Origin of the sequence: Pseudomonas sp. SID14000 (genome assembly GCF_002165135.1) — a bacterium.
In the GTDB taxonomy this organism is placed as follows: domain Bacteria; phylum Pseudomonadota; class Gammaproteobacteria; order Pseudomonadales; family Pseudomonadaceae; genus Aquipseudomonas.
On sequence record NZ_NFZQ01000008.1, the window covers coordinates 255330 to 276183 of the forward strand.

Sequence of the window (20854 nt, forward strand, 5' to 3'; positions counted from 1 at the left end):
AACGACCTTTTTCCGAGGGGTTAGGCAGGAAAAAACTTTGCTATGGCTGAGATCGAGCGCCGCCCGCGCGGCGCTTCGCAGCACAAGGCTGCTCCTACATCTGTTTCGGGCCAATTATTCCTGTCAGCACAGCGCGCGGCCCCTTTGCGTTCAACTCGCAAGCCACAGAATCCAGGGCCTTCGCCGTTTTATCGGCAAGCCCCAGCTAAATACTATTTTCGCCATTTCCACGGCATCCCTAGTCTGGCCCCAGGCAACGGCGGTCCTCCAAACCGACCTGACAAAAACCGCCTGAACAAGGGCTCGGACATGACACTGAACAACCTCGAAATCGACACCCTCGTCGTCGGCGCCGGCCAGGCCGGCGTGGCCATGAGCGAACACCTGAGCAAGCTTGGCGTGCCGCACCTGGTGCTGGAGCGCAAGCGTATCGCCGAGGCCTGGCGCACCGGTCGCTGGGACTCGCTGGTGGCCAATGGCCCGGTCTGGCACGACCGCTTCCCAGGGCTGGAATTCAACCTCGACGCCGATGCCTTCGCCGGCAAGGACCAGGTAGCCGACTACTTCGAGCAGTACGTACGCAAGTACAACCTGCCCGTACGCACCGGCATCGAAGTGAAGAAAGTGCTGCGCAACAGCGACCGCCCCGGTTTTACCATCGAAACCAGTGAAGGCGTGATTCGCGCCAACCGCGTGGTCGCCGCCACCGGCCCGTTCCAGAAGCCGGTGATCCCGGCCATAGCGCCGAAAGACAGCAACCTGTACCAGATTCACTCCGCCGCCTATTACAACCCTGGACAACTGCCCGAAGGCGCCGTGCTGGTAGTAGGCGCCGGCTCCTCCGGCGTACAGATCGCCGAAGAACTGATGCGTGCCGGGCGCCAGGTATACCTCTCGGTCGGCGCCCACGATCGCCCGCCACGCGCTTACCGCAACCGCGACTTCTGTTGGTGGCTGGGCGTGCTGGGTGAGTGGGATGCGGAAATCGCCAAGCCTGGCCGCGAGCACGTGACCATTGCCGTCAGTGGCGCCCGTGGCGGCCACACCGTGGACTTCCGCGCCCTCGCCCACCAGGGCATGACCCTGGTCGGCCTGACCCAGTCGTTCGAAAACGGCGTGGCGCGCTTCCAGGACAACCTGGTCGAGAACATCAACCGCGGCGACGACAACTACCTGGCCCTGCTCGATGCCGCCGATGCCTACATCGAACGCAATGGCCTGGACCTGCCGGAAGAGCCCGAAGCCCGCAAACGCCTGGCCGACCCGGAGTGCATGCGCAACCCGCTGCAGCAGCTGGACCTGGCCAAGGCCGGCGTCACCAGCATCATCTGGGCGACCGGTTACGGCGTCGACTTCAGCTGGCTGCAGGTAGACACCTTCGACGCCAACGGCAAGCCCCAGCACCAGCGCGGCGTGGCCCGCGAGCCGGGCGTGTACTTCCTCGGCCTGCCGTGGCTGTCGCGCCGTGGCTCGTCGTTCATCTGGGGCGTTTGGCACGACGCCAAGCACGTCGCCGGCCACATCGCCACGCAACGCACCTATGCCGCCTACCGCGACCGCGAACAACGCGCAGCGGATGAGCAGCAGCAACCCAAGATCAGCAACGTCAGCACCCTCGGAGCCCACTGATGCCTACCCATACCCGTATCCGCATGTTCAACACCAAGGCCACCTACCCCAACCAGACCCTGGACAACGATCTGTGCCAGGCAGTGCGCGCCGGCAACACCATCTATGTGCGCGGCCAGGTCGGCACCGACTTCGAAGGCAACCTGGTGGGCCTGGGTGACCCACGGGCGCAGGCCGAGCAGGCGATGAAGAACGTCAAGCAACTGCTCGAAGAAGCCGGCTCGGACCTGTCCCACATCGTCAAGACCACCACCTACATCACCGACCCGCGCTTCCGCGAACCGGTGTACAAGGAGGTGGGCAAGTGGCTCAAGGGTGTGTTCCCGATTTCCACCGGGCTGGTGGTGGCCGGGTTGGCCCAGGCCGAGTGGCTGATGGAGATCGATGTGATCGCCGTGGTGCCAGATTCGGTCTGATCGATCGGTTCAACGCGGTCAGTTGCAGGCATCCTGTGGGAGCGGCTTCAGCCGCGAACACCGGCGCAGCCGGTGCCATGCACCGCGTTGGATTCTTCGCGGCTAAAGCCGCTCCCACAGGGTACGCGGACCGCTTGCGAATTCAGTTCTCTACGGGACAGCGCAGCCCCCAAAGGCTGGGTAATCGACTACACGGAATCGCGCATGGGCTAGAAACCCACGGTCGCCGACAGCAGGTAGGTACGCGGCGTAGACAGCGTCAGCCCGGGCTCGCTGTCATCCGAAGCTCCGGCCGAGCTCCAGTACCGGTCGTCCAGCACATTCTCGACACTGGCACGCAAGGTCACCTGAGTGGCATCCACCTTGAACGCATAACGCGCGCCCAGGTCATAACGCTCCCAGCCGTCGATCTGCTTGCTGTTATTCTGGTCCAGGTACTGCGAACTCGAGTGGTCGCCCCGCGCCGTCAAGGTCAGGCCGTTCACCCCCGGTACATCCCACTCGACGCCAAGGTTGACGTTGTACTCGGGCGTGGCCGGTGCGCGGTTGCCATCGTAGGCGCCGCCGACGGTGTCGGTCAGTTCGCTGTCGATATACATCACCCCGCCCAGCACGCGCACGCCTTGCATGGGCTCGCCGAACACGCTCAGTTCAATCCCCCGGTTGTCGCGCTTGCCATTGCGGCCGAACACCCGCGACGTGGGGTTGGTTTCGTAGGCCGGCTGGCGGATGCGGAAGGCACTGGCGGTGAAGGCGACCTTGCCCAGGTCATACTTGGCCCCCACCTCGACCTGGCGGCTGGTGAACGGCGGGAAGATCTGGTCTTCGTTGACCGATGTCGACGGCGCGATCTTGCCCTGGCTCAGGCCCTCCATGTAGTTGGCATACAACGACAGCTGGTCGGTAACCTTGAGCAGCACGCCGCCCGAAGGCGACATCTTCTCTTCATCGTAGGCGGTATCCCCCTTGATGCCGTCGCTCCAGTCATCCACCTGCACCCGCTGCCAGCGCGCACCCAAGGTCAGCAGCAGGCGGTCGTCGAAGAAGCCCAGGGTGTCGGCCAGAGCCACGCCGGAGAAGCGGTTCTCCGTGTAAACCTCGGGGTCGATGCGGGTTGGCGTGCCCGGTGTCGGCGTGGCCACCGGGTGGTAGAGGTTGCTGGGCGCCGAGGCATAGCGGGCGCCGCCGTTGGTGAAGTCCATGTAGAAGTAGGTGGCGGCCAGGTTCAGTTCGTGGCTGACCGGCCCGGTATGGAACCAGTTGCGCACGCCGGCCATGGCGGTACGCACGGTTTCATCCCGGGTGAAGTCGCGCGGCTGCACGGTGAAGTCGCCGGCATCGTTGCTGATGGACACGTTGTGGCGCAGGAAGTCATGGTTGCTCTTGCGCGCGCCGACCGCGCCATAGGCCAGCAGCGACTCGCTGATATCGTACTCGGCATGCAGCGCACCGAAGGTGTCGTTGGTGCGCGCCCTGCTCCAGGCCTGGGCGTAGTTGTGGCGTACGTCGTTGGCATCCGGCACCTTGGCATTGGCACCGACCAGCACCCGCTCCTGCGGTGCATCGGTGTCGCGCTCGGTATGGCCGAGGTCTGCCGAAAGCCGCAGGCGCTCGCCACGAAAGTCCAGGCCCAACACTGCCATTTCGCGTTCGACACGCTGGTGATCCCATTCGGTGTCGCCCGACTGTTTCACGCCATTGAAACGCACGCCGAACTGCCGGCCGTCACCAAAGCGCCGGCCCACGTCCACCGCCCCGCCTGCCTGGCCCGCCGAGGCATGGCTGCCGGTAAACTCGGTGAGCGGCTGGTCACCGGCCCGCTTGGGCTGCACATTGATGCCGCCGCCAACACTACCTCGCGGCGAAATGCCGTTGATCAACTGACTGGGGCCTTTGATGATATCGACCCGGTCGGCCATTTCCATGTCGATCGAATAGGTCGGCAGGATGCCGTACAGGCCGTTGTAGGCCACATCGCTGTTGAACAGGCTGAAGCCGCGAATGGTGAACTGCTCGAAGCGCCCACCCGCCGGGTTGGTGGCGCGCACCGATGGGTCGCTGGCGATCAGCTCGCCCAAGGTTCGCGCCTGCTGATTCTTCACCAGTTCGCTGGTGTAGCTGGTGATGCTGAACGGGGTTTCCATGAAGTCGCGCGTACCCAGCAGGCCCTGTGAACCCTGACGGGCCACCTGGCCACCGGCATAGGGTTGCGTTTCGTTGCCTGCGGCCAGGCCACCGACGATGCTGGTCGGGTCGATTTCCAGGGCACCACCCGCCTGGGGGGCCGACATCAGTGTGAAAGCGCCCTCGCCCACCGGCAGCAACTGTAGGCCGCTGCCGCGCAGCAGCTGGGTGAAGCCTTCGTCGACACTGTAGTTGCCGGACAAGCCATTGCTCTGCCGGCCGTCGATCAGCGCCGGGTCCAGCGACAGGCTGACCCCGGCCTGGTCGGCAAACTGGGTAAGTGCCGCACCCAGGCTTGCGGCTGGCACCTGATAGCTGCGCCGGGCGGGTTCATCGGCCCAGGCCGGTGCACACAACAACAGGCTCATCGCGAACAACGGATGTGCTGCTCGCGCCAGTGGGCGCAGGCGGCAAGACATGACAGCAGGCATTGAACAAGGCTCCCCTTTATTTGCTCCTACCGGTAATGACCGGCGAGAGGAAAAAAGGGGACAGCCTCACACGCGATTTTCTCGTGCAGCCAGGCTCACCCAATAACGCGTGCGCCTGTCTACCTGCAACGGCAGGCTGGCGGCGAGCAAGGCCAGCACCCGGTCGGTGTCGTCGAGGCGGAACGTGCCAGTCACGCGCAGGGCCTCCAGTTCGGGCGCCCAGCGCAGCACGCCGGGGCGGTACCTGCGCAGCTCGTGCAGCAGCTCGCCCAAGGGGCGGTCCTCCAGCCGCAGCACCCCTTCGCGCCAGCCCAGCAGCCATGCGTCCAGGCCGGTGACAGGGCCAACCCCGGCCGCTTGCAGGCTGGCCTGCTGCCCGGCCTGCAGCAACAGTGCCGGGCCTTGCCGCGGTTGCAGGTGGGCCGCGCCCCTGACCACCGATACCCGGCAAGCCTGATCGACCAGGCGCAGGCACACCTCACCGGCATCTAGCGCCACCTGGCCAGAGGGCACCTGCAACGTCAGGCCCAGGTTGCCGGGCAACCTGACTGCCACTTCGCCACGCAGCATTGTCAGACGACGAGCGCCCAGGTCGATATCCACCGCACTGTCGGTGTTCAACTGCACGAATGTGCCATCGCTCAGCAGCACCTGCCGGCGCTCCCCGACCGCGGTGTGCATGTCGGCGGCCCAGGCCTCCAGCGGCAGTTCGCGGCTTGCCAGCCAGGCCGCCGGCAACAATGCCGCCACGCCCAAGGCCTGCTTGAGCAGCGCCCGGCGGCCGGTATCCGGGCGGTCCAGGGTGGCCATGGCCAATGCGCCGGGTAGCGCGGAAAAACGCTGGCGCAACAGCAGTGCCTTTTGCCAGGCGTGTTCGTGCAAGGTGCTGCTGGTGCGCCATTGCTCCAGGCGCTGCAGGTCACCCTCACTGGCACAGCCAGAGTCCACCAGCGCCAGCCAGCGGGCAGCAGCCTGCAGTGCCTCACGCGTTTCGGGGGAGTGGGAGGTCATTATAGTTCGGCCAGCAGGCAATGCTCGTAGGCCTGCGCCATGTAGCGTTTGACCGAGCGCTCGCAAACGCCCAGGCGTTTGCCGATCTCGGCATAGCCCAGGCCCTCCAGCTGGCTCCAGAGAAAGGCCTTGCGTACCGGCGCCTTGAGGCCGTCGAGCAACTCGTCGAGGGCTTGCAGGGTTTCCAGCAGCAGCCAACGCTGCTCTGGCGAGGGCACATGCTGCTCGGGCAACTGCGCCAATGCAGCGAGGTAGGCTTGTTCCAGGCTGCGCCGCTGATGGAAGTTGCTCAGCAGGCGCTTGCCCACGGTCAGCAGGTAGGCACGCGGTTCGCGAATGTCTGCCAGCGGCTGGGCGCTGGCCAGGATCCGCAGGAAGGTATCCTGGCTGAGGTCGGCGGCATCCCAGGCATTGCCCATGCGCCGCCGCAGCCAGGTTTCCAGCCAGCCGCGGTGGGCCCGGTACAGGGCGGGCAGGCTATGCTCCGGTGGCGGCGCGGCGTCGATCATGGGGAAGGCCCTGCGGTGGTGCAAATAAGATTTATTCTAATTTACACCATGCCGCAGAACCAAGCGGTTTGTTACCTGTCAGGCAATCGCCGCATCCACCAGCACCTGCGCTTCCTGCACCAGGCGCTGCAGGTGCGCCTCGTCGATGAAGCTTTCGGCGTAGATCTTGTAGATGTCCTCGGTGCCCGAAGGGCGCGCGGCGAACCAGCCATTGGCGGTCATCACCTTCAGCCCGCCAATCGCCTGGCCGTTGCCCGGTGCATGGCTGAGGATCTGCACGATCGGCTCACCCGCCAGCTCGGTCGACTTCACCTGCTCCGGCGCCAGCTTGCTCAGCAAAGCCTTCTGCCGGGCATCGGCCTTGGCTTCGACACGGGTGGCGAACGGCTTGCCCAGCGCCTCGGTCAGGTCGGCGTAGGCCTGGCTCGGGTTGCGCCCGGTGCGGGCAGTCATCTCGGCAGCCAGCAAGGCCGGGATCAGCCCGTCCTTGTCGGTGGCCCAGACCGAGCCATCGCGGCGCAGGAACGAAGCCCCCGCACTCTCCTCGCCCCCAAAGCCCAGCGAGCCGTCGAACAGGCCTTGGGCGAAGAACTTGAAGCCCACCGGCACTTCGTACAGTTCACGCCCCAGGCGCTGGGTGACGCGGTCGATCAGGCCGCTGGAGACCACGGTCTTGCCGACTGCGGCATCGCTGCGCCATTGCGGGCGGTGGCGGTACAGGTAGTCGATGGCCACGGCCAGGTAGTTGTTCGGCTGCAGCAGGCCATCCGGGGTGACGATGCCATGGCGGTCGTGGTCCGGGTCGCAGGCGAAGGCCACGTCGAAGCGTTCGCGCAGGCCGATCAGCCCCTGCATGGCGTACGGCGAGGACGGGTCCATGCGGATCTGGCCGTCCCAGTCGACGGTCATGAAGCGGAAGGTCGGGTCGACCTCGGTGTTCACCACTTCCAGGTCCAGCTGGTAGCGCTCGGCAATCGCCGACCAGTAGCGCACCCCTGCCCCGCCCAGCGGGTCAACGCCCAGGCGCAGCTTGGCGCCACGGATGACGTCGAAGTCGATGACGTTCTCCAGATCGGCCACGTAGTTGCTCACGTAGTCGTGGCGCTGGGTGGTGGAAGCCTGTAGCGCCTGGGCATGGGCCATGCGCTTGACGCCCGCCAGGTCAGCGGCCAGCAGTTCGTTGGCCTTGGCCTCGATCCACTTGGTGACGTCGCTGTCGGCCGGGCCGCCATTGGGTGGGTTGTACTTGAAGCCACCACTCTGCGGCGGGTTATGCGACGGAGTGATGACGATGCCGTCGGCCAGGCCCTGCGTGCGGCCGCGGTTATGACAAAGGATGGCGTGGGAAACCGCAGGTGTCGGCGTGTATTCGTCGTCCTTGGACAGCATCACCTGCACGCCATTGGCCGCCAGCACTTCCAGGGCACTGGCGGTGGCCGGTGCCGACAGCGCGTGGGTGTCGGCGCCGATGAACAGCGGGCCATCGATGCCCTTCTCCTGGCGATACAGGCAGATGGCCTGGGTGATGGCCAGGACATGGTACTCGTTGAAACTCAACTCAAGCGAAGTACCCCGGTGCCCCGAGGTGCCGAAGGCCACCCGCTGGGCCGCCACGGCAGCATCGGGGCGACCGGTGTAGTAGGCGGTGAGCAGTCGGGGAATATCGACCAGCACGCTGGCCGGAGCCGGCTTGCCTGCCAAAGGACTGAGCGTCATGCAGAAACCTCGAGTTCAACGGATGTTGGTGTTGGAGCGTGCAGTTTACTGAGAGTTGCTATGCCGCGCGATGGGCGGCATCAAAGAAACATCAGGCCACGCAGCCCGCGCCTACATGGGCCGCTCATCTGCCTTATGACGGTCTAGAGTAGAAGCCATGCCCCCCGCAAAAGAGGCCCCATGGCTTTCCACCGCCTGACCCGCACCCACCCGCGCCTGAGCATCGCTACCATGGTCGGCCTGCTGGGCGCTTGGCTGATCCCCGCCGATGATGCCGTGCAGCACATTCTCGCTGGCTGGAACCTGGGTGTATGGCTGTATCTGCTACTTGTACTCTACCTTAGCTGGACAGCCAGCCCGGACAGGGTCCGCAAGGTTGCCCGCATCGAAGACGAGAACGCAGGCATAGTCCTGCTCACCGTATGCATCGCCGCCATCGCCAGCCTCGCCGCCGTCACCCTGCAACTGGTGTCCAGCCGTGGCCTGCAAGGCACAGCCCTGACCCTGCACTACCTCTACACCGGCCTGACCGTGGCCGGCTCCTGGCTGCTGATCGGCTGCATTTTCAGCCTGCACTACGCCCGGCTGTTCTATACCGGACAAAGCCACGAACCGCCGCTGCGCTTCGCCGATGGCGAGCGCAACCCCGACTACTGGGACTTCCACTACTTCTCGTTCACCATCAGCATGGCCGTGCAAACCTCCGATGTGGGCGTCGCCGGGCGGGGCCTGCGGCGTGTGGTGCTGGCGCATTCACTGGTGGGGTTCGTTTTCAACACGGCTATCCTGGGATTCACTATCAATATCGCCGCCGGGTTGCTCGGTTGACCGCACCGCTCGTCCGAAAACACTGTGCGGCGAATATCGATAAAAGCAGGAGAACCTACCGGGTAATTTGCCGCTACCGAGCCAGGAAAACGTTTGCCGGGCCGGCGTCAGCCACACGCCATCCATGACAAGGATGTGACCGCTGTCATGCATTGGCACATTTGTCGTATTCGTTGCCGAGACTCACGCGTAGCAGGTGCTATGGTTAGGTTCCCGGTGGCCGCATCGATATGGCCACCCACTCACCACGTCCAGACACGGACAAGGAGGCTGGCATGAACAAGATGACGTTCCCCAACGCCTGCCAGGTGATGCGATGGCATTTCCACCCACTGGGCTTCGAAGCCAGCATGGATGCGCCACGCAGCATGGTTGCACGGCTGTTCGACCGCGCCACCGGAGTAACCCTGCTGGCGATTGCCGGCATCCCCTGCTCGGCGATCATGGCCGCTGCCGATGTAGAGCGCATCATCGAGGCCGTCGAGGCGGAGATGGATGCCTTCATGCCCGCCTTCACATTGCGCGACGCGGTCTAGCCCGCGGCCGTGCTTTCCTGGCGCATGGCCTGCAACTTGCCCATGAACTGCTCGGCCGGCACCGGCTCGCCCAGCAGGTAGCCTTGCAGCGAATCGCAGCCCAGGCGGGTCAGGAAGTCCTGCTGCCTGTCGGTCTCCACCCCTTCGGCAACGATACGCAGGCCCAGCGCCTGGCCCAACGCCACGATTGCCGAAACGATCGCTGCATCGTCGCTGTCCTGCTCCAGGTCGCGCACGAAACCGCGGTCAATCTTCAGCTCGTTGGCCGGCAGGCGCTTTAGGTACATCAGGCTGGAATAGCCGGTACCAAAGTCATCGATGGACAGGTCCACGCCCATGTCGGACAACCGCTGCAGCACCGTCAGGCTGGCATCGGCGTCGTGCATGGCCGTGGTTTCGGTAATTTCCAGGGTCAGGCAGTTGGCCGGCAGGCTGTTCTGCTGCAGGGCCCGGGCTACGCTCTCGACCAGCCCGGCATGGCAGAACTGGATGGCCGACAGGTTCACCGCCATGCGCCAGCCCTGATGCCCTTGGTCCAGCCACTCGCGCATCTGGCGGCAGGCCTCGATGAGCACCCACTCGCCAATGGGGATGATCAGGCCGGTCTTTTCCGCCAGGCCGATGAAGCGGTCAGGTAGCAACAGGCCCTGCTGCGGGTGCTCCCAGCGCAGCAAGGCCTCGGCACCGATCGCCTGGCAGGCCTGGGCGTCGAACTTGGGCTGGTAGTGCAAGCGGAACTGACGCTGCTCCAGAGCCTGGCGCAAGTCCTGCAGTAGCTGCAATTGCTGGCGGGCGTTGCTGTTCATCGACACGTCGAAGAAACTGTAGCCATTCTTGCCGGCGCTCTTGGCGTGGTACATGGCGGCGTCGGCATTGCGCAACAACTCGTGCTGATCCTGGCCATTGCCCGGGTAAAGGACGATACCCAGGCTCGCCGTCAGCTGCAGGTCATGCTCGGCCACGCGGAACGGCCGTGACACCAGGTTGACCTGCTTGACCGCCACATCCATGGCATCGTTCGGCTCCCGTAGCTCCACCAGCAGCACGAATTCGTCGCCGCCGATACGCGCCAGCGTGTCCTGGCTGTGCAGGTGACCGCGCAGGCGCGCCGCCACTGCCTTGAGCAGCAAGTCGCCGACATGGTGACCAAAGGCATCGTTGACTGGTTTGAAGCCGTCCAGGTCGATGAACATCAGGGCAAAGCAGCCGCCCTGCTCCGCTACCTTGGCGATGGCCTGTTCGATGCGGTCGGCCAGCAGGGTACGGTTGGGCAAGTCCGTGAGGGTGTCGTGCAAGGCCAGTTGGGTCAGCTCCTGGTTAGCCAGGGTCAGCGAGCGGGCCAGCTCGGCGGTGCGCGCCTCCAGGCGAGCGTCCAGCACAGAGGTGAGCAAGGCCACCGCCAATACTGCCAGGGTGGTGATCAGCACCAGGTAGACCAGGCCGTCGCCTTGCAGGCCTCCCCCCGCCAGCGCACCGCAGAAGCTGCCCTCGGGGAAGTTCGCTGCGGCCATGCCGGTGTAGTGCATGCCGACGATGGCAAGGCCCATCACCACCGCCGCCAGGCCGCGAATCTGCCGCACATAGGGTGTGTGTGCGCGAAGACGGAAGGCGATCCACAATGCCGCTGCCGAGGCGGCCACGGCAATCAGCAGCGAAGCACCGAACAGCGCCGGGTCGTAGTCGATGCCCGGCAGCATGCGCAGCGCGGCCATGCCGGTGTAGTGCATGCAGGCGATGCCGGCGCCCATGATCAGCGCGCCAAACCCCAACTGCAGCCCCGGCAGGCTCGGCTGGCTGACCAGCCACAATGCAAAGCCCGATGACAAGACGGCAATCAACAGCGAGGACGCGGTCAGGGTGAGGTCATAACCGAGGTCGATGGGCAGGCTGAATGCGAGCATGCCGATGAAGTGCATCGACCACACGCCGATACCCATGGCCAACGCGCCACCGCCCATCCAGAGGCAAGCAGCCCGGCCTTTCGCCGTGGCGATGCGGCCGGTCAGGTCAAGGGCCGTATAGGACGCCAGGATCGCCACGCACAGCGAAATCAACACCAGCGAAGAGGAGTAGCTACCGGTCAGCATTGGGAGTTCCAGCGGCGGGACGGGAGGCCCGGAAAAAGCTGACGATTGTACTCAAGCTTAAGCGAAACGCACGGGGTTTTTGCGAAGGGGGGAAGGGATCCAAAGGGAAGAGGCTATACGGTCACGCAGGAATGCACGTTCCTTTGTGGGAGCGGCCTTGTGTCGCGAAAGGGCTGCGAAGCAGCCCCAGCAACATCAGCCATTGTACCGAGAGTCTGGGGCCGCTTTGCGGCCCTTTCGCGAAACAAGGCCGCTCCCACAAAGCGCTGCGAATAATTCAATCCTGCTCGGCAAACGCCTGTTCGGCCTGCCAGCCACCGCCCAGCGCGGCAACTAGCTGCACGCTGGCCACCAGGCGCCCCTGCAGCAGGTTCAACACACTGCGCTCGTTGCTTAGTGCAGTGGTCTGTACGTTGACCACATCCAGGTAGCCGATCAGCCCGGCACGGTACTGGTTCTCGGTCAGGCGCAGTGACTCGCGGGCGGCATCCAGTGCCTCCTGGCGCACTACCGCTTCATCGCCATACACCTTCAACTGAACCAGCAGGTTTTCCACTTCCTTGAAGCCATCGAGCACGGTCTGGCGGTACTGCGCCACGGTCTGGTCATACACCGCCACCGTGCGATCCACCTCGGCGCTGCGCTTGCCGGCGTCGAACAAGGTCAACGCCAGCTGCGGCCCCACCGACCAGTAGCGGTTGGGCAGTTCGACCCAGTTGCTGAAGCTGCTGCTGGAATAACCGCCACTCATGCTCAGGCTCAAGTCCGGAAAATATGCCGCCCGCGACACGCCTATGTTGGCGTTGGCAGCCATCACATTGCGTTCAGCGGCAGCGATGTCCGGGCGTCGCTCCAGCAACTGCGATGGCAAGCTCACCGGAATTTGTGGCAGCGCCGGAATGGCCTTGCTGTCGGCCAGGGCGAAGTCGGCTGGGGTCTTGCCCAGCAACACGGCAATGGCGTTCTCGAACTGCGCACGCTGCCAGACCAGGTCGATCAGGTCGGCCTGGGTGCTCTTCAGCTGGGTCCGCGCCTGAGCCACCGCATCCGCGCCGGCGACGCCGGCGCGGTACTGGTTTTCGTTCATCCGCAGCGAGCGCTCATAGGCTGCCACAGTGGCCTCCAGCAGACGCTTCTGCTCATCGATCACCCGCAGCTGCAGGTAGTTCTGCACCAGTTCCGACTGCTGGCTGAGGCGGATCGAGGCCAGGTCGGCAAGGCTGGCTTCGGCACTGGCTTCGTTGGCATTGAGGGTCTCGCGCAACTTGCCCCACAGGTCGATTTCCCAGCTTACGCCGAGCTGGGCGTTGTAGGTGTTGCGAATACCGCTGCTGTTGTTGGACAGGCTCGAGCTGGAACTACCGGTACCCTGGGCCGAGCGGGTCTTGCCGACGCTAAGGTCCAGGCTGGGGAACAGCGCCGCCCGGCTGCTGCGCACCAGCGCCTGGGCCTGACGGTACTGGGCTTCTGATTGCGCTACGGTCTGGTTGCTGCGGTTGAGCTCTTCGACCAGCGCATTGAGCCCGGCATCACCGTAGATTTCCCACCAGGCGCCGCGGGCAATGGCATCGGACGGCGTAGCCTGGGTCCAGCCTGCGGCGTGCTTGAACTGCGCCGCGCTGCTCAGCTCGGGGCGGTGGTAGTCCGGGCTCAGGGTGCAGGCGCTGAGCAAGGCGACGCACAACCCGGCGCCGAGCAGGCGCGAGCCACGCCCACGGGTCAGCGTCTGCAGGGCACGGTGAACTGGGGTCTGGGCAAAAGTCATAGCGGGGTTTCCAGGGCGGCGTCGGTGCGCACGCCGCGCCAACGGTTGAAACGGTGACGCAGGCGGTCCAGGTACAGGTAGACCACCGGTGTCGTGTAAAGGGTGAGGATCTGGCTGAACACCAGGCCGCCAATGATGGTCAGGCCAAGCGGCTGGCGCATTTCCGCACCTTCGGCGCGGCTCAACAGCAGCGGCAAGGCACCGAGGATGGCCGCCAGGGTAGTCATCAGGATCGGTCGCAGCCGTAGCAGGCAAGCGCGGCGGATCGACTCTTCCGGTGTCAGGCCCTGGTGGCGCTCCAGCTGCAAGGCCAGGTCGATCATCAGGATGGCGTTCTTCTTCACCACACCAATCAGCAGGAACAGTCCCAACAGCGAGATCAGGCTGAACTCGCCACCGGTGACGTACAGCGCCAGCAAGGCTCCGACGCCGGCCGAGGGCAGTGTCGAGAGGATGGTCAGTGGGTGAATGTAGCTTTCGTAGAGGATACCCAGCACCAGGTAAACCAGCACCAGTGCACCAAGAATCATCAGGGGCTGGCCTTCCTGGGTCTTGGCGAAGGCATCGGCGGTACCACCGAGCTTGGCGATCACTTCCTCGGGCAAGCCCAGCTTGGCCACCGCACGCTCCAGCGCCGCCATCGCCTGGTCGGGGCTGTAGCCTTCGGCGACATCGAAGGCGATGCTTTCGGCGGCGAACTGGCCTTCGTGGCTGACCCGGTCGTTGGCCAGGCTGTTCTCGTAGTGGGCGATGGTCGACAGCGGTACGCGGGCACCGTCGGCGGTAATCACCTGCACCTGCTCGAGGGTGCTCGGGTCCCAGGCGTACTTCGGATTGATCTCCAGCACCACCTGGTACTGGTTGAGGCTGTCGTAGATGGTGGAAATCTGCCGCTGGCTGTAGGCATTGTTCAGTACCGTGGTGACCATGTCCATGTCGATACCCAGGCGCTTGGCCTGGTCGCGGTCGACCACCAGGGTCACCTGCTGGGTGCCAGCACCGTCGCGGGCGTCGATGGCAGTCAGCTGCGGCAGTGCACGCAACGCCGCCACCACTTTCGGGAACCATTCGCGCAACGCCGCCAGGTCGCCGCTCTGCAGGGAGTACAGGTACTGCGAAGAGGTCTGGTCACGGCCGCCGCCGCCCAACTGCAGGTCCTGGTCGGCCATCAGGAACAGGCGCCCACCGGGTACCTTGGGCATTTCCTTGCGCAGGCGCTCGATCACCTTCTGCGCATCGATCTTGCGCTCGCTGATCGGCTTCAGGCGTACTAACACAAAGGCATTGTTGGTCCCGCTGTTGCCGCCAATGAAACCGGCAACGCTCTGCACCGCCGGGTCGGCCAGCAAGGCGCGACGATAAACTTCCATTTTCGGCTGCATCACACTGAACGACAGACCGTCGTCGCCGCGGATGAAGCCAATCAGCTGGCCGGTGTCCTGCTGCGGCATCAATGTCTTGGGCACCACCACATACAGGGCGATGTTGATGCCGATGGTGGCCAGCAGGCTGAACAGGGTCAGGCGCTTGTGGCGCAATGCCCAGCCCAGGCTACGGTCATAGGCATCGACCATGCGCTGGTGCAACTGCTCGCTCCAGCGTTGCAGGCGGGTCTGTTCGGCCTGGTGCGGCTTGAGCCAGCGGGCGCACAGCATCGGCGTGAGGGTCAGCGACACCACCAGCGACACGATGATCGCCGCCGCCAGGGTGATGGAGAACTCCTGGAACAGGTTGCGCACGATACCACCCATGAACAGGATGGAGACGAACACCGCCACCAGCGACACGTTCATGGACAGCAAGGTGAAACCCACCTCCCTGGCACCAAGGAAGGCCGCCTTCATCGGCGGCTGGCCATCTTCGATATGCCGGGAGATGTTCTCCAGCACCACGATGGCGTCGTCCACCACCAGGCCGGTGGCGAGGATCAGCGCCATCAGCGACAGGTTGTTGAGCGAGAAACCACACAGGTACATGACCGCGAAGGTGCCCACCAGCGACACCGGCACCGCCAGGCTGGGGATCAGCGAGGCACGCAGGCTACCGAGGAACAGGTAGACCACCAGGATAACCAGCACCACAGCAATCAGCAGGGTGTGCTCGGCTTCCTTGAGGGTGGCCTTGATCACTGGCGAGCGGTCCATGGCCACGTTCAGTTGCACGCTGGCCGGCAGCAGCGACTGCAGGGCCGGCAACTGCGCCTTGATCTGGTCGACCGTTTCGATGATGTTGGCGCCGGTCTGGCGGTTGACCACCAGCAGCACCGCGCTCTGGTCATTGAAGAAGCCGCTGTTGTAGCGGTTCTCAACGCCGTCGGTGATGGTCGCCACATCGGACAGCCGCAGGATGGTGCCGTTCTGCTGGCGGATCACCACCGGCTCATAGTCCTTGGCGCTTTCCAGTTGGTCGTTGGCACGTACCTGCCAACTGCGCTCGGCGTCCTCGACAAAGCCCATCGGCCGACGCTGGTTGGCGTTGGATACCGCCGTGCGTACTTCATCCAGCGACAGGCCGTACTGGTTGAGCAATTGCGGCTCGACGGCAATGCGCACCGCCGGCAACGAACTGCCGCCGATCTGCACCTCCCCTACCCCCGGCACCTGGGCCAGGCTCTGCGACAGGATGGTGTCGGCCAGGTCGTACAGCTGGCCTTTCTGCAGCACGTCCGAGGTCAGCGACAGCACCATGATCGGTGCCTGTGACGGGTTGATCTTCTTGTAGGTGGGCATGCTACGCATACCGCTGGGCAGCAAGTTGCGGGTGGCGTTGATCGCCGCCTGCACCTCGCGGGCAGCACCGTCGATGTCGCGGCCCATCTCGAAGCCGATGATCACCCGTGTAGAGCCCTGGTTGGAACTGCTGGTCAGCGTGGTTACCCCGGCAATGCTGCCCAGCTTGCGCTCCAGCGGCGTGGCCACCGTCGACGCCATCACCTCTGGGCTGGCGCCAGACAGGTTGGCAGACACCACTATCACCGGGAAATCCATCTGCGGCAGCGGCGCCACCGGCAACAGGCCGAAGCTGACCCCGCCCAGCAGCATGATCGCCAGGCTCAACAGCATGGTCGCCACTGGGCGACGGATGAAAGGACCGGACAGGTTCATGCCTCGACCTGCTTCACGTCAGTGGCCGGGCGCCAGCGCCGGGCCAGGCGGTCGAAGTACAGGTAGATGACCGGGGTGGTGAACAGCGTCAGCACCTGGCTGACCAGCAACCCGCCGACCATCACCAGGCCCAGCGGCTGGCGCAGCTCTGCACCGGAACCGGTGGCGAGCATCAGCGGCACGGCGCCGAACAACGCGGCCAGGGTGGTCATCAGGATCGGCCGGAAGCGCAGCAGCGCCGCCTGGTAGATGGCATCGCGCGGGCTCATGCCCTGCTGGCGCTCGGCCTCAAGGGCGAAGTCAATCATCATGATCGCGTTCTTCTTGACGATGCCGATCAGCAGGATGATACCGATGATGGCGATCATGCCCAGGTCGTTGCCGCTGATGAGCAAGGCCAGCAAGGCGCCGACCGCCGCCGACGGCAGGGTCGAAAGAATGGTCACCGGGTGGATGTAGCTCTCGTACAGCACGCCCAGCACGATGTACATGGTCACCACTGCGGCCAGGATCAGCAGCAAGGTGCTCGACAACGATGCCTGGAAGGCCTGCGCCGCGCCCTGGAAGCGGGTCTGCACGCCCAGCGGCATGCCGATAACCTTTTGCACCTGCTCGATCACCTGCACCGCCTCGCCCAGCGACGCGCCGTGGGCCAGGTTGAATGACAGGGTCACCGCCGGGAACTGGCCGATGTGGGAAATGGCCAGTTGGGCCTGGCGCTGCTCGATGCGCGCCAGCGCCGACAGGCGCACCTGGCCACCATCGGCGGCCTTGACGTGGATCGACTCCAGCGCCTGCGGGCCCATAGCCGCCGCATCCTGCGACTGCAGCACCACGCGGTACTGGCTGGCCTGGGTGTAGATGGTCGAGATCTGGCGCTGGCCAAAGGCGTCGTACAGGGCGTTGGTGATCTGCGACACACTGATGCCCAAGCGGCTGGCCATGTCGCGATCGATCACCAGGTACACCTGCAGTCCCTTGTCCTGCAGGTCGCTGGCCACGTCGGCCAGCTCCGGGCGCTGCTGTAGCGCCTGCACCAGCTTGCCGCTCCACTGCGCCAGCAGCTCGGCATCCGGCGACGACAGGCTGAACTGGTATTGGGTACGGCTGACCCGGTCCTCGATGCTCAGGTCCTGTACCGGCTGCATGAACAGGCGGATGCCCACCAGACGATCGACTTGCGGCTGCAGGCGATTGATCACCTCGCTGGCAGTGACATCACGCTCGCCATGAGGCTTGAGATTGATCAGCAGGCGACCGCTGTTGAGCGTGGCATTGTCACCGTCGACGCCGATGTAGGACGACAGGCTCTGCACCGCCGGGTCCTGCAGGATCACCCTGCTCAGGGCCTGCTGGCGTTCGCTCATGGCGGCGAACGAGGTGGACTGCGGCGCTTCGGAAATCCCCTGGATCACCCCGGTGTCCTGCACCGGGAAGAAGCCCTTGGGCACCACCATGTACAGGAACACGGTGAGTACCAGGCTGGCCACGGCCACCAGCAGTGTAAGCGGCTGGCGCTTGAGTACCCACTGCAGGGCGCTGCCGTAGTGCCTGATCAGCCAGTCGATCCAGGCGCCACTGGCACGGTAGAAACGGCCCTGTTCTTCCTTCTTGGGCTCGCGCTTGAGCAGGCGCGCGCACATCATCGGCGTCAGGGTCAGCGAAACCACCAGGGAAATCAGGATGGCCACCGCCAGGGTGATGGCGAACTCGCGGAACAGGCGGCCGACCACATCGGCCATGAACAGCAGCGGGATCAGTACCGCAATCAGCGAGAAGGTCAGCGAGACCAGGGTGAAACCGATTTGCCGGGCGCCCTTGAGCGCCGCCTGCATAGGCGTCTCGCCCTCCTCGATGTGCCGGGAGATGTTCTCCAGCATGACGATAGCATCGTCGACCACGAAGCCGGTGGCGATGGTCAGGGCCATCAGCGTCAGGTTGTTGACCGAGAAGCCGGCCAGGTACATCACGCCAAAGGTGCCGATCAGCGACAGTGGCACGGCAATTGACGGAATAAGGGTGGCACTGAAGCGGCGCAGAAAGACGAAGGTGACCATTACCACCAGGGCGATGGCGATCAGCAGTTCGTGCTGCACGTCCTTGACCGCGGCGCGGATGGTCTGTGTGCGGTCGGTGAGCACCGAAACATCGAGGCCGGCCGGCAGGTTGTCGGTGATCGACGGCAGCAGGGCCTTGATGCGGTCGACCACTTCGATGACGTTGGCGCCCGGCTGGCGCTGGATATTGAGCAGCACTGCATGGTTTTCATTGGCCCAGGCAGCCAGGCGCTCGTTTTCGGCACCGTCGACGATTTCGGCCACATCCTTGAGACGCAGTGGCGCGCCGTTGTTGTAGGCCAGGATCAGGTTGGCGTATTCCTCAGGGGAGCGCAGCTGGTCGTTGGCGTCGAGCATAGACACCCGGGTCGGGCCGTCGAAGTTGCCCTTGGGCTGGTTGACGTTGGAGGCGCCGATCAGGGTGCGTACGTCATCCAGGTTCAGGCCGTTGGCGGCCAGGGCATCGACGTTGACCTTGATCCGCACCGCCTGGCGCTGGCCGCCGGCGATGCTGACCATGCCCACACCGCTGATCTGCGCGAGCTTCTGTGCCACACGGGTATCGACCAGGTCGTTGAGCTTTGGCAACGGCATGGTCTTGCTGGAGATGGCCAGGGTCAGCACCGGGGTGTCGGCCGGGTTGACCTTGTTGTACACCGGTGGCGCCGGCAGGTCGCTGGGCAGCAGGTTGCTGGCGGCGTTGATCGCGGCCTGCACCTGTTGCTCGGCAACGTCCATGTTCATGTCGAGGTTGAAGCGCAAGGTCAGCACCGAGGCGCCGCCGGAGCTGGTCGAGGCCATCTGCTCCAGGCCCGGCATCTGGCCGAACTGGCGTTCCAGCGGCGCGGTAACGGCGCTGGTCATGACCTGTGGGCTGGCGCCGGGGTACAGGGTCATGACCCGAATGGTCGGGTAATCCACCTGCGGCAAGGCAGAAACCGGCAGCAGCTTGTAGGCGATCAGGCCGGCCAGGACGATGGCCAGCATGCTTAGCGTGGTGGCAACCGGCCGCAGGATGAACAGACGCGAGAGGTTCATGCGCCCGCCTTGCCTGCTGCTTTGCCAGACTGTGCTTCACCAGCTTGCGCCGCCCCCTTGGCTTCCTGGCCTTGCAGCTGCTGACCCGGTGTGGTCGGCACTTGCGAGCTGTCTTCGACCACTTCCACCTTGGTGCCTTCGCGCAGGCGGTCGGTGCCTTCCAGCACCAGGCGGTCGCCGGCCTTCAGGCCTTCGAGGATAACGCTGTTCTCGCCATCGCTGGCCCCCACCTTGAGCTTTCGCACATTCACCTTGCTCTCGGCGTTGACCACATAGGCGAAGGTGCCGTCGTTGCCGAACTGGATAGCCGCCGCCGGGGCCATGGTCACCTGCTTGAGGGTGTCGGCCAGCAGGCGCACGTTGACGAACTGGTTGGGGAACAGGGCCAGGTCCTTGTTCTCGAAGCGGCCCTTGAACTTGAGGGTGCCGGTGGTGGTGTCGATCTGGTTGTCGATGCTGCCCAGCACGCCGGTGGCTTGCAGCTTGCTGTCACTGCGGTCCCAGGCCTCGACCGGCAGGCTGGCGCCGCTGCGGTAGCGCTCCAGCACGGTGCTCAGCTCGGTTTCCGGCAGGGTGAAGGCAACGCTGATCGGCTCGGTCTGGGTGATCACCACCAGTGCGGTGGTGTCGTTCGCCGCCACCAGGTTGCCCAGGTCGAGCTGGCGCAGGCCCACGCGGCCGTTGATCGGCGCGCGGATCTGGGTGAAATCGAGGTTCAGGCGGGCGTCGTTGACCTGCGCCTGGTTGGTCTTCACCAGCCCCTGGAACTGAGCCACCTGCGCTTCGGCGGTATCGAGGGTTTGCTTGGCGATACTGTCTTCGGCGTACAGGCCCTTGTAGCGGGCCAGGTCGACCTGGGCGTTCTTCAGCTGTGCCTGGTTCTGCGCCAGGGTGCCTTCGGCCTGTTGCAGGGCGATGCGGTAAGGGCGCGGGTCGATCTCGGCGAGCAGGTCGCCGGCCTTGACCTGCTGGCCTTCCTTGAAGTGGATTTTTACCAGTTCGCCAGCCACGCGGCTGCGCACGTTGACAGTGTTGGTCGCGGTGACTGTACCCAGGGCCTTGTAGTACAGGGGGAAGTCACCCACCCGCACCGGCTCGACGCGCACCGGCACCGGGTCGCTGGAGCTGCCGAAGCCCGGGCGGCCGCCCATCATGCCCATGCCCTTGCCACCGCGCCCGCCACTGGCTTCCTTATGCGCAGGCGTCGCTGCGGGCCACAGCCACCAGGCCAGTGCAGCCACCAGCAGCAGGACCAGCAGGCCGACGAACCAGCGACGAGGGGAACGGGAATTGGACGCTTGCATGGGTTGAACGAACCTTGTTCGGAATGACGACTTGGGGAGGATGAACGATAAGCACTGGCATCGCTTTAGCAAAGCGCCTTTACCAGAGGTTTACCTTTGCCTGACGTTGCCAAGGGGTTGAACTTTAAATGAAAACGGCCCGGAACGCGTTCCGGGCCGTTTACAGGGTGTTGCTTTGAGCAGGTGGCGGGCTAAAGGTTTCCGCTGCCTGTGCCGGCCTCTTCGCGGGTGAACCCGCT

General features: G+C 64.7%; 13 protein-coding genes. 4 read left to right on the plus strand and 9 right to left on the minus strand.

Going from position 1 to position 20854, the window contains the following annotated elements; genetic code table 11:
• Positions 1-309: 309 nt before the first annotated feature.
• Both CAY82_RS14395 and CAY82_RS14400 read left to right on the plus strand, forming a co-directional pair.
• Positions 310-1629 carry an NAD(P)/FAD-dependent oxidoreductase gene (locus tag CAY82_RS14395; protein ID WP_087501809.1) on the plus strand — a complete coding sequence of 440 codons (1320 nt, stop codon included), beginning with the start codon at positions 310-312 and terminating at the stop codon, positions 1627-1629.
• On the plus strand, positions 1629-2045 hold the full coding sequence (locus tag CAY82_RS14400; RefSeq protein ID WP_015270679.1) for a RidA family protein: 417 nt from the start codon (positions 1629-1631) through the stop codon (positions 2043-2045). Before CAY82_RS14395 ends, CAY82_RS14400 begins: the two co-directional genes overlap by 1 nt.
• Before the next feature lie 209 nt (positions 2046-2254).
• Here CAY82_RS14400 and CAY82_RS14405 read toward each other — a convergent pair whose 3' ends face one another.
• The 4 genes from CAY82_RS14405 to pgm all read right to left on the minus strand — a co-directional run bounded on the left by CAY82_RS14405 (position 2255) and on the right by pgm (position 7896).
• Entirely contained in the window at positions 2255-4660 is a 2406-nt protein-coding gene (locus CAY82_RS14405) for a TonB-dependent receptor (protein WP_087501810.1), read from the minus strand.
• Between the two features lie 66 nt (positions 4661-4726).
• Positions 4727-5671, minus strand: coding sequence for a FecR domain-containing protein (locus tag CAY82_RS14410; RefSeq protein ID WP_087501811.1), 945 nt, complete (start codon positions 5669-5671; stop codon positions 4727-4729).
• A complete protein-coding gene (locus CAY82_RS14415) occupies positions 5671-6180 on the minus strand; it encodes a sigma-70 family RNA polymerase sigma factor (RefSeq protein WP_087501812.1) in 510 nt (169 codons plus the stop codon). Before CAY82_RS14415 ends, CAY82_RS14410 begins: the two co-directional genes overlap by 1 nt.
• A 78-nt stretch (positions 6181-6258) precedes the next feature.
• Complete coding sequence (gene pgm, locus CAY82_RS14420) at positions 6259-7896, minus strand: phosphoglucomutase (alpha-D-glucose-1,6-bisphosphate-dependent) (RefSeq protein WP_087501813.1); 1638 nt, start codon at positions 7894-7896, stop codon at positions 6259-6261.
• A 180-nt stretch (positions 7897-8076) separates the two neighbouring features.
• Here pgm and CAY82_RS14425 point away from each other — a divergent pair, with 180 nt between their 5' ends.
• A complete protein-coding gene (locus CAY82_RS14425) occupies positions 8077-8724 on the plus strand; it encodes a DUF1345 domain-containing protein (RefSeq protein ID WP_087501814.1) in 648 nt (215 codons plus the stop codon).
• 275 nt (positions 8725-8999) lie between these two features.
• Positions 9000-9260 (plus strand): DUF1652 domain-containing protein, encoded by a 261-nt coding sequence (locus tag CAY82_RS14430; RefSeq protein ID WP_087501815.1) that lies wholly within the window; start codon positions 9000-9002, stop codon positions 9258-9260.
• On the opposite strand, the gene CAY82_RS14435 is transcribed toward CAY82_RS14430, so the two are convergent.
• The 5 genes from CAY82_RS14435 to CAY82_RS14455 all read right to left on the minus strand — a co-directional run bounded on the left by CAY82_RS14435 (position 9257) and on the right by CAY82_RS14455 (position 20615).
• Positions 9257-11347 carry a bifunctional diguanylate cyclase/phosphodiesterase gene (locus CAY82_RS14435; protein WP_087501816.1) on the minus strand — a complete coding sequence of 697 codons (2091 nt, stop codon included), beginning with the start codon at positions 11345-11347 and terminating at the stop codon, positions 9257-9259. The genes CAY82_RS14430 and CAY82_RS14435 overlap by 4 nt on opposite strands.
• A gap of 277 nt (positions 11348-11624) precedes the next feature.
• The gene (locus CAY82_RS14440; protein ID WP_087501817.1) at positions 11625-13112 is read right to left on the minus strand and encodes an efflux transporter outer membrane subunit; all 1488 of its coding nucleotides are present in this window, start codon (positions 13110-13112) and stop codon (positions 11625-11627) included.
• Complete coding sequence (locus tag CAY82_RS14445) at positions 13109-16216, minus strand: efflux RND transporter permease subunit (RefSeq protein WP_087501818.1); 3108 nt, start codon at positions 16214-16216, stop codon at positions 13109-13111. Before CAY82_RS14445 ends, CAY82_RS14440 begins: the two co-directional genes overlap by 4 nt.
• Positions 16213-19311, minus strand: coding sequence for an MdtB/MuxB family multidrug efflux RND transporter permease subunit (locus CAY82_RS14450; RefSeq protein WP_087501819.1), 3099 nt, complete (start codon positions 19309-19311; stop codon positions 16213-16215). Before CAY82_RS14450 ends, CAY82_RS14445 begins: the two co-directional genes overlap by 4 nt.
• Positions 19308-20615: an MdtA/MuxA family multidrug efflux RND transporter periplasmic adaptor subunit gene (locus CAY82_RS14455; protein ID WP_087501820.1), complete on the minus strand. Its 1308-nt coding sequence runs from the start codon at positions 20613-20615 to the stop codon at positions 19308-19310. Before CAY82_RS14455 ends, CAY82_RS14450 begins: the two co-directional genes overlap by 4 nt.
• Positions 20616-20854 lie beyond the last annotated feature (239 nt).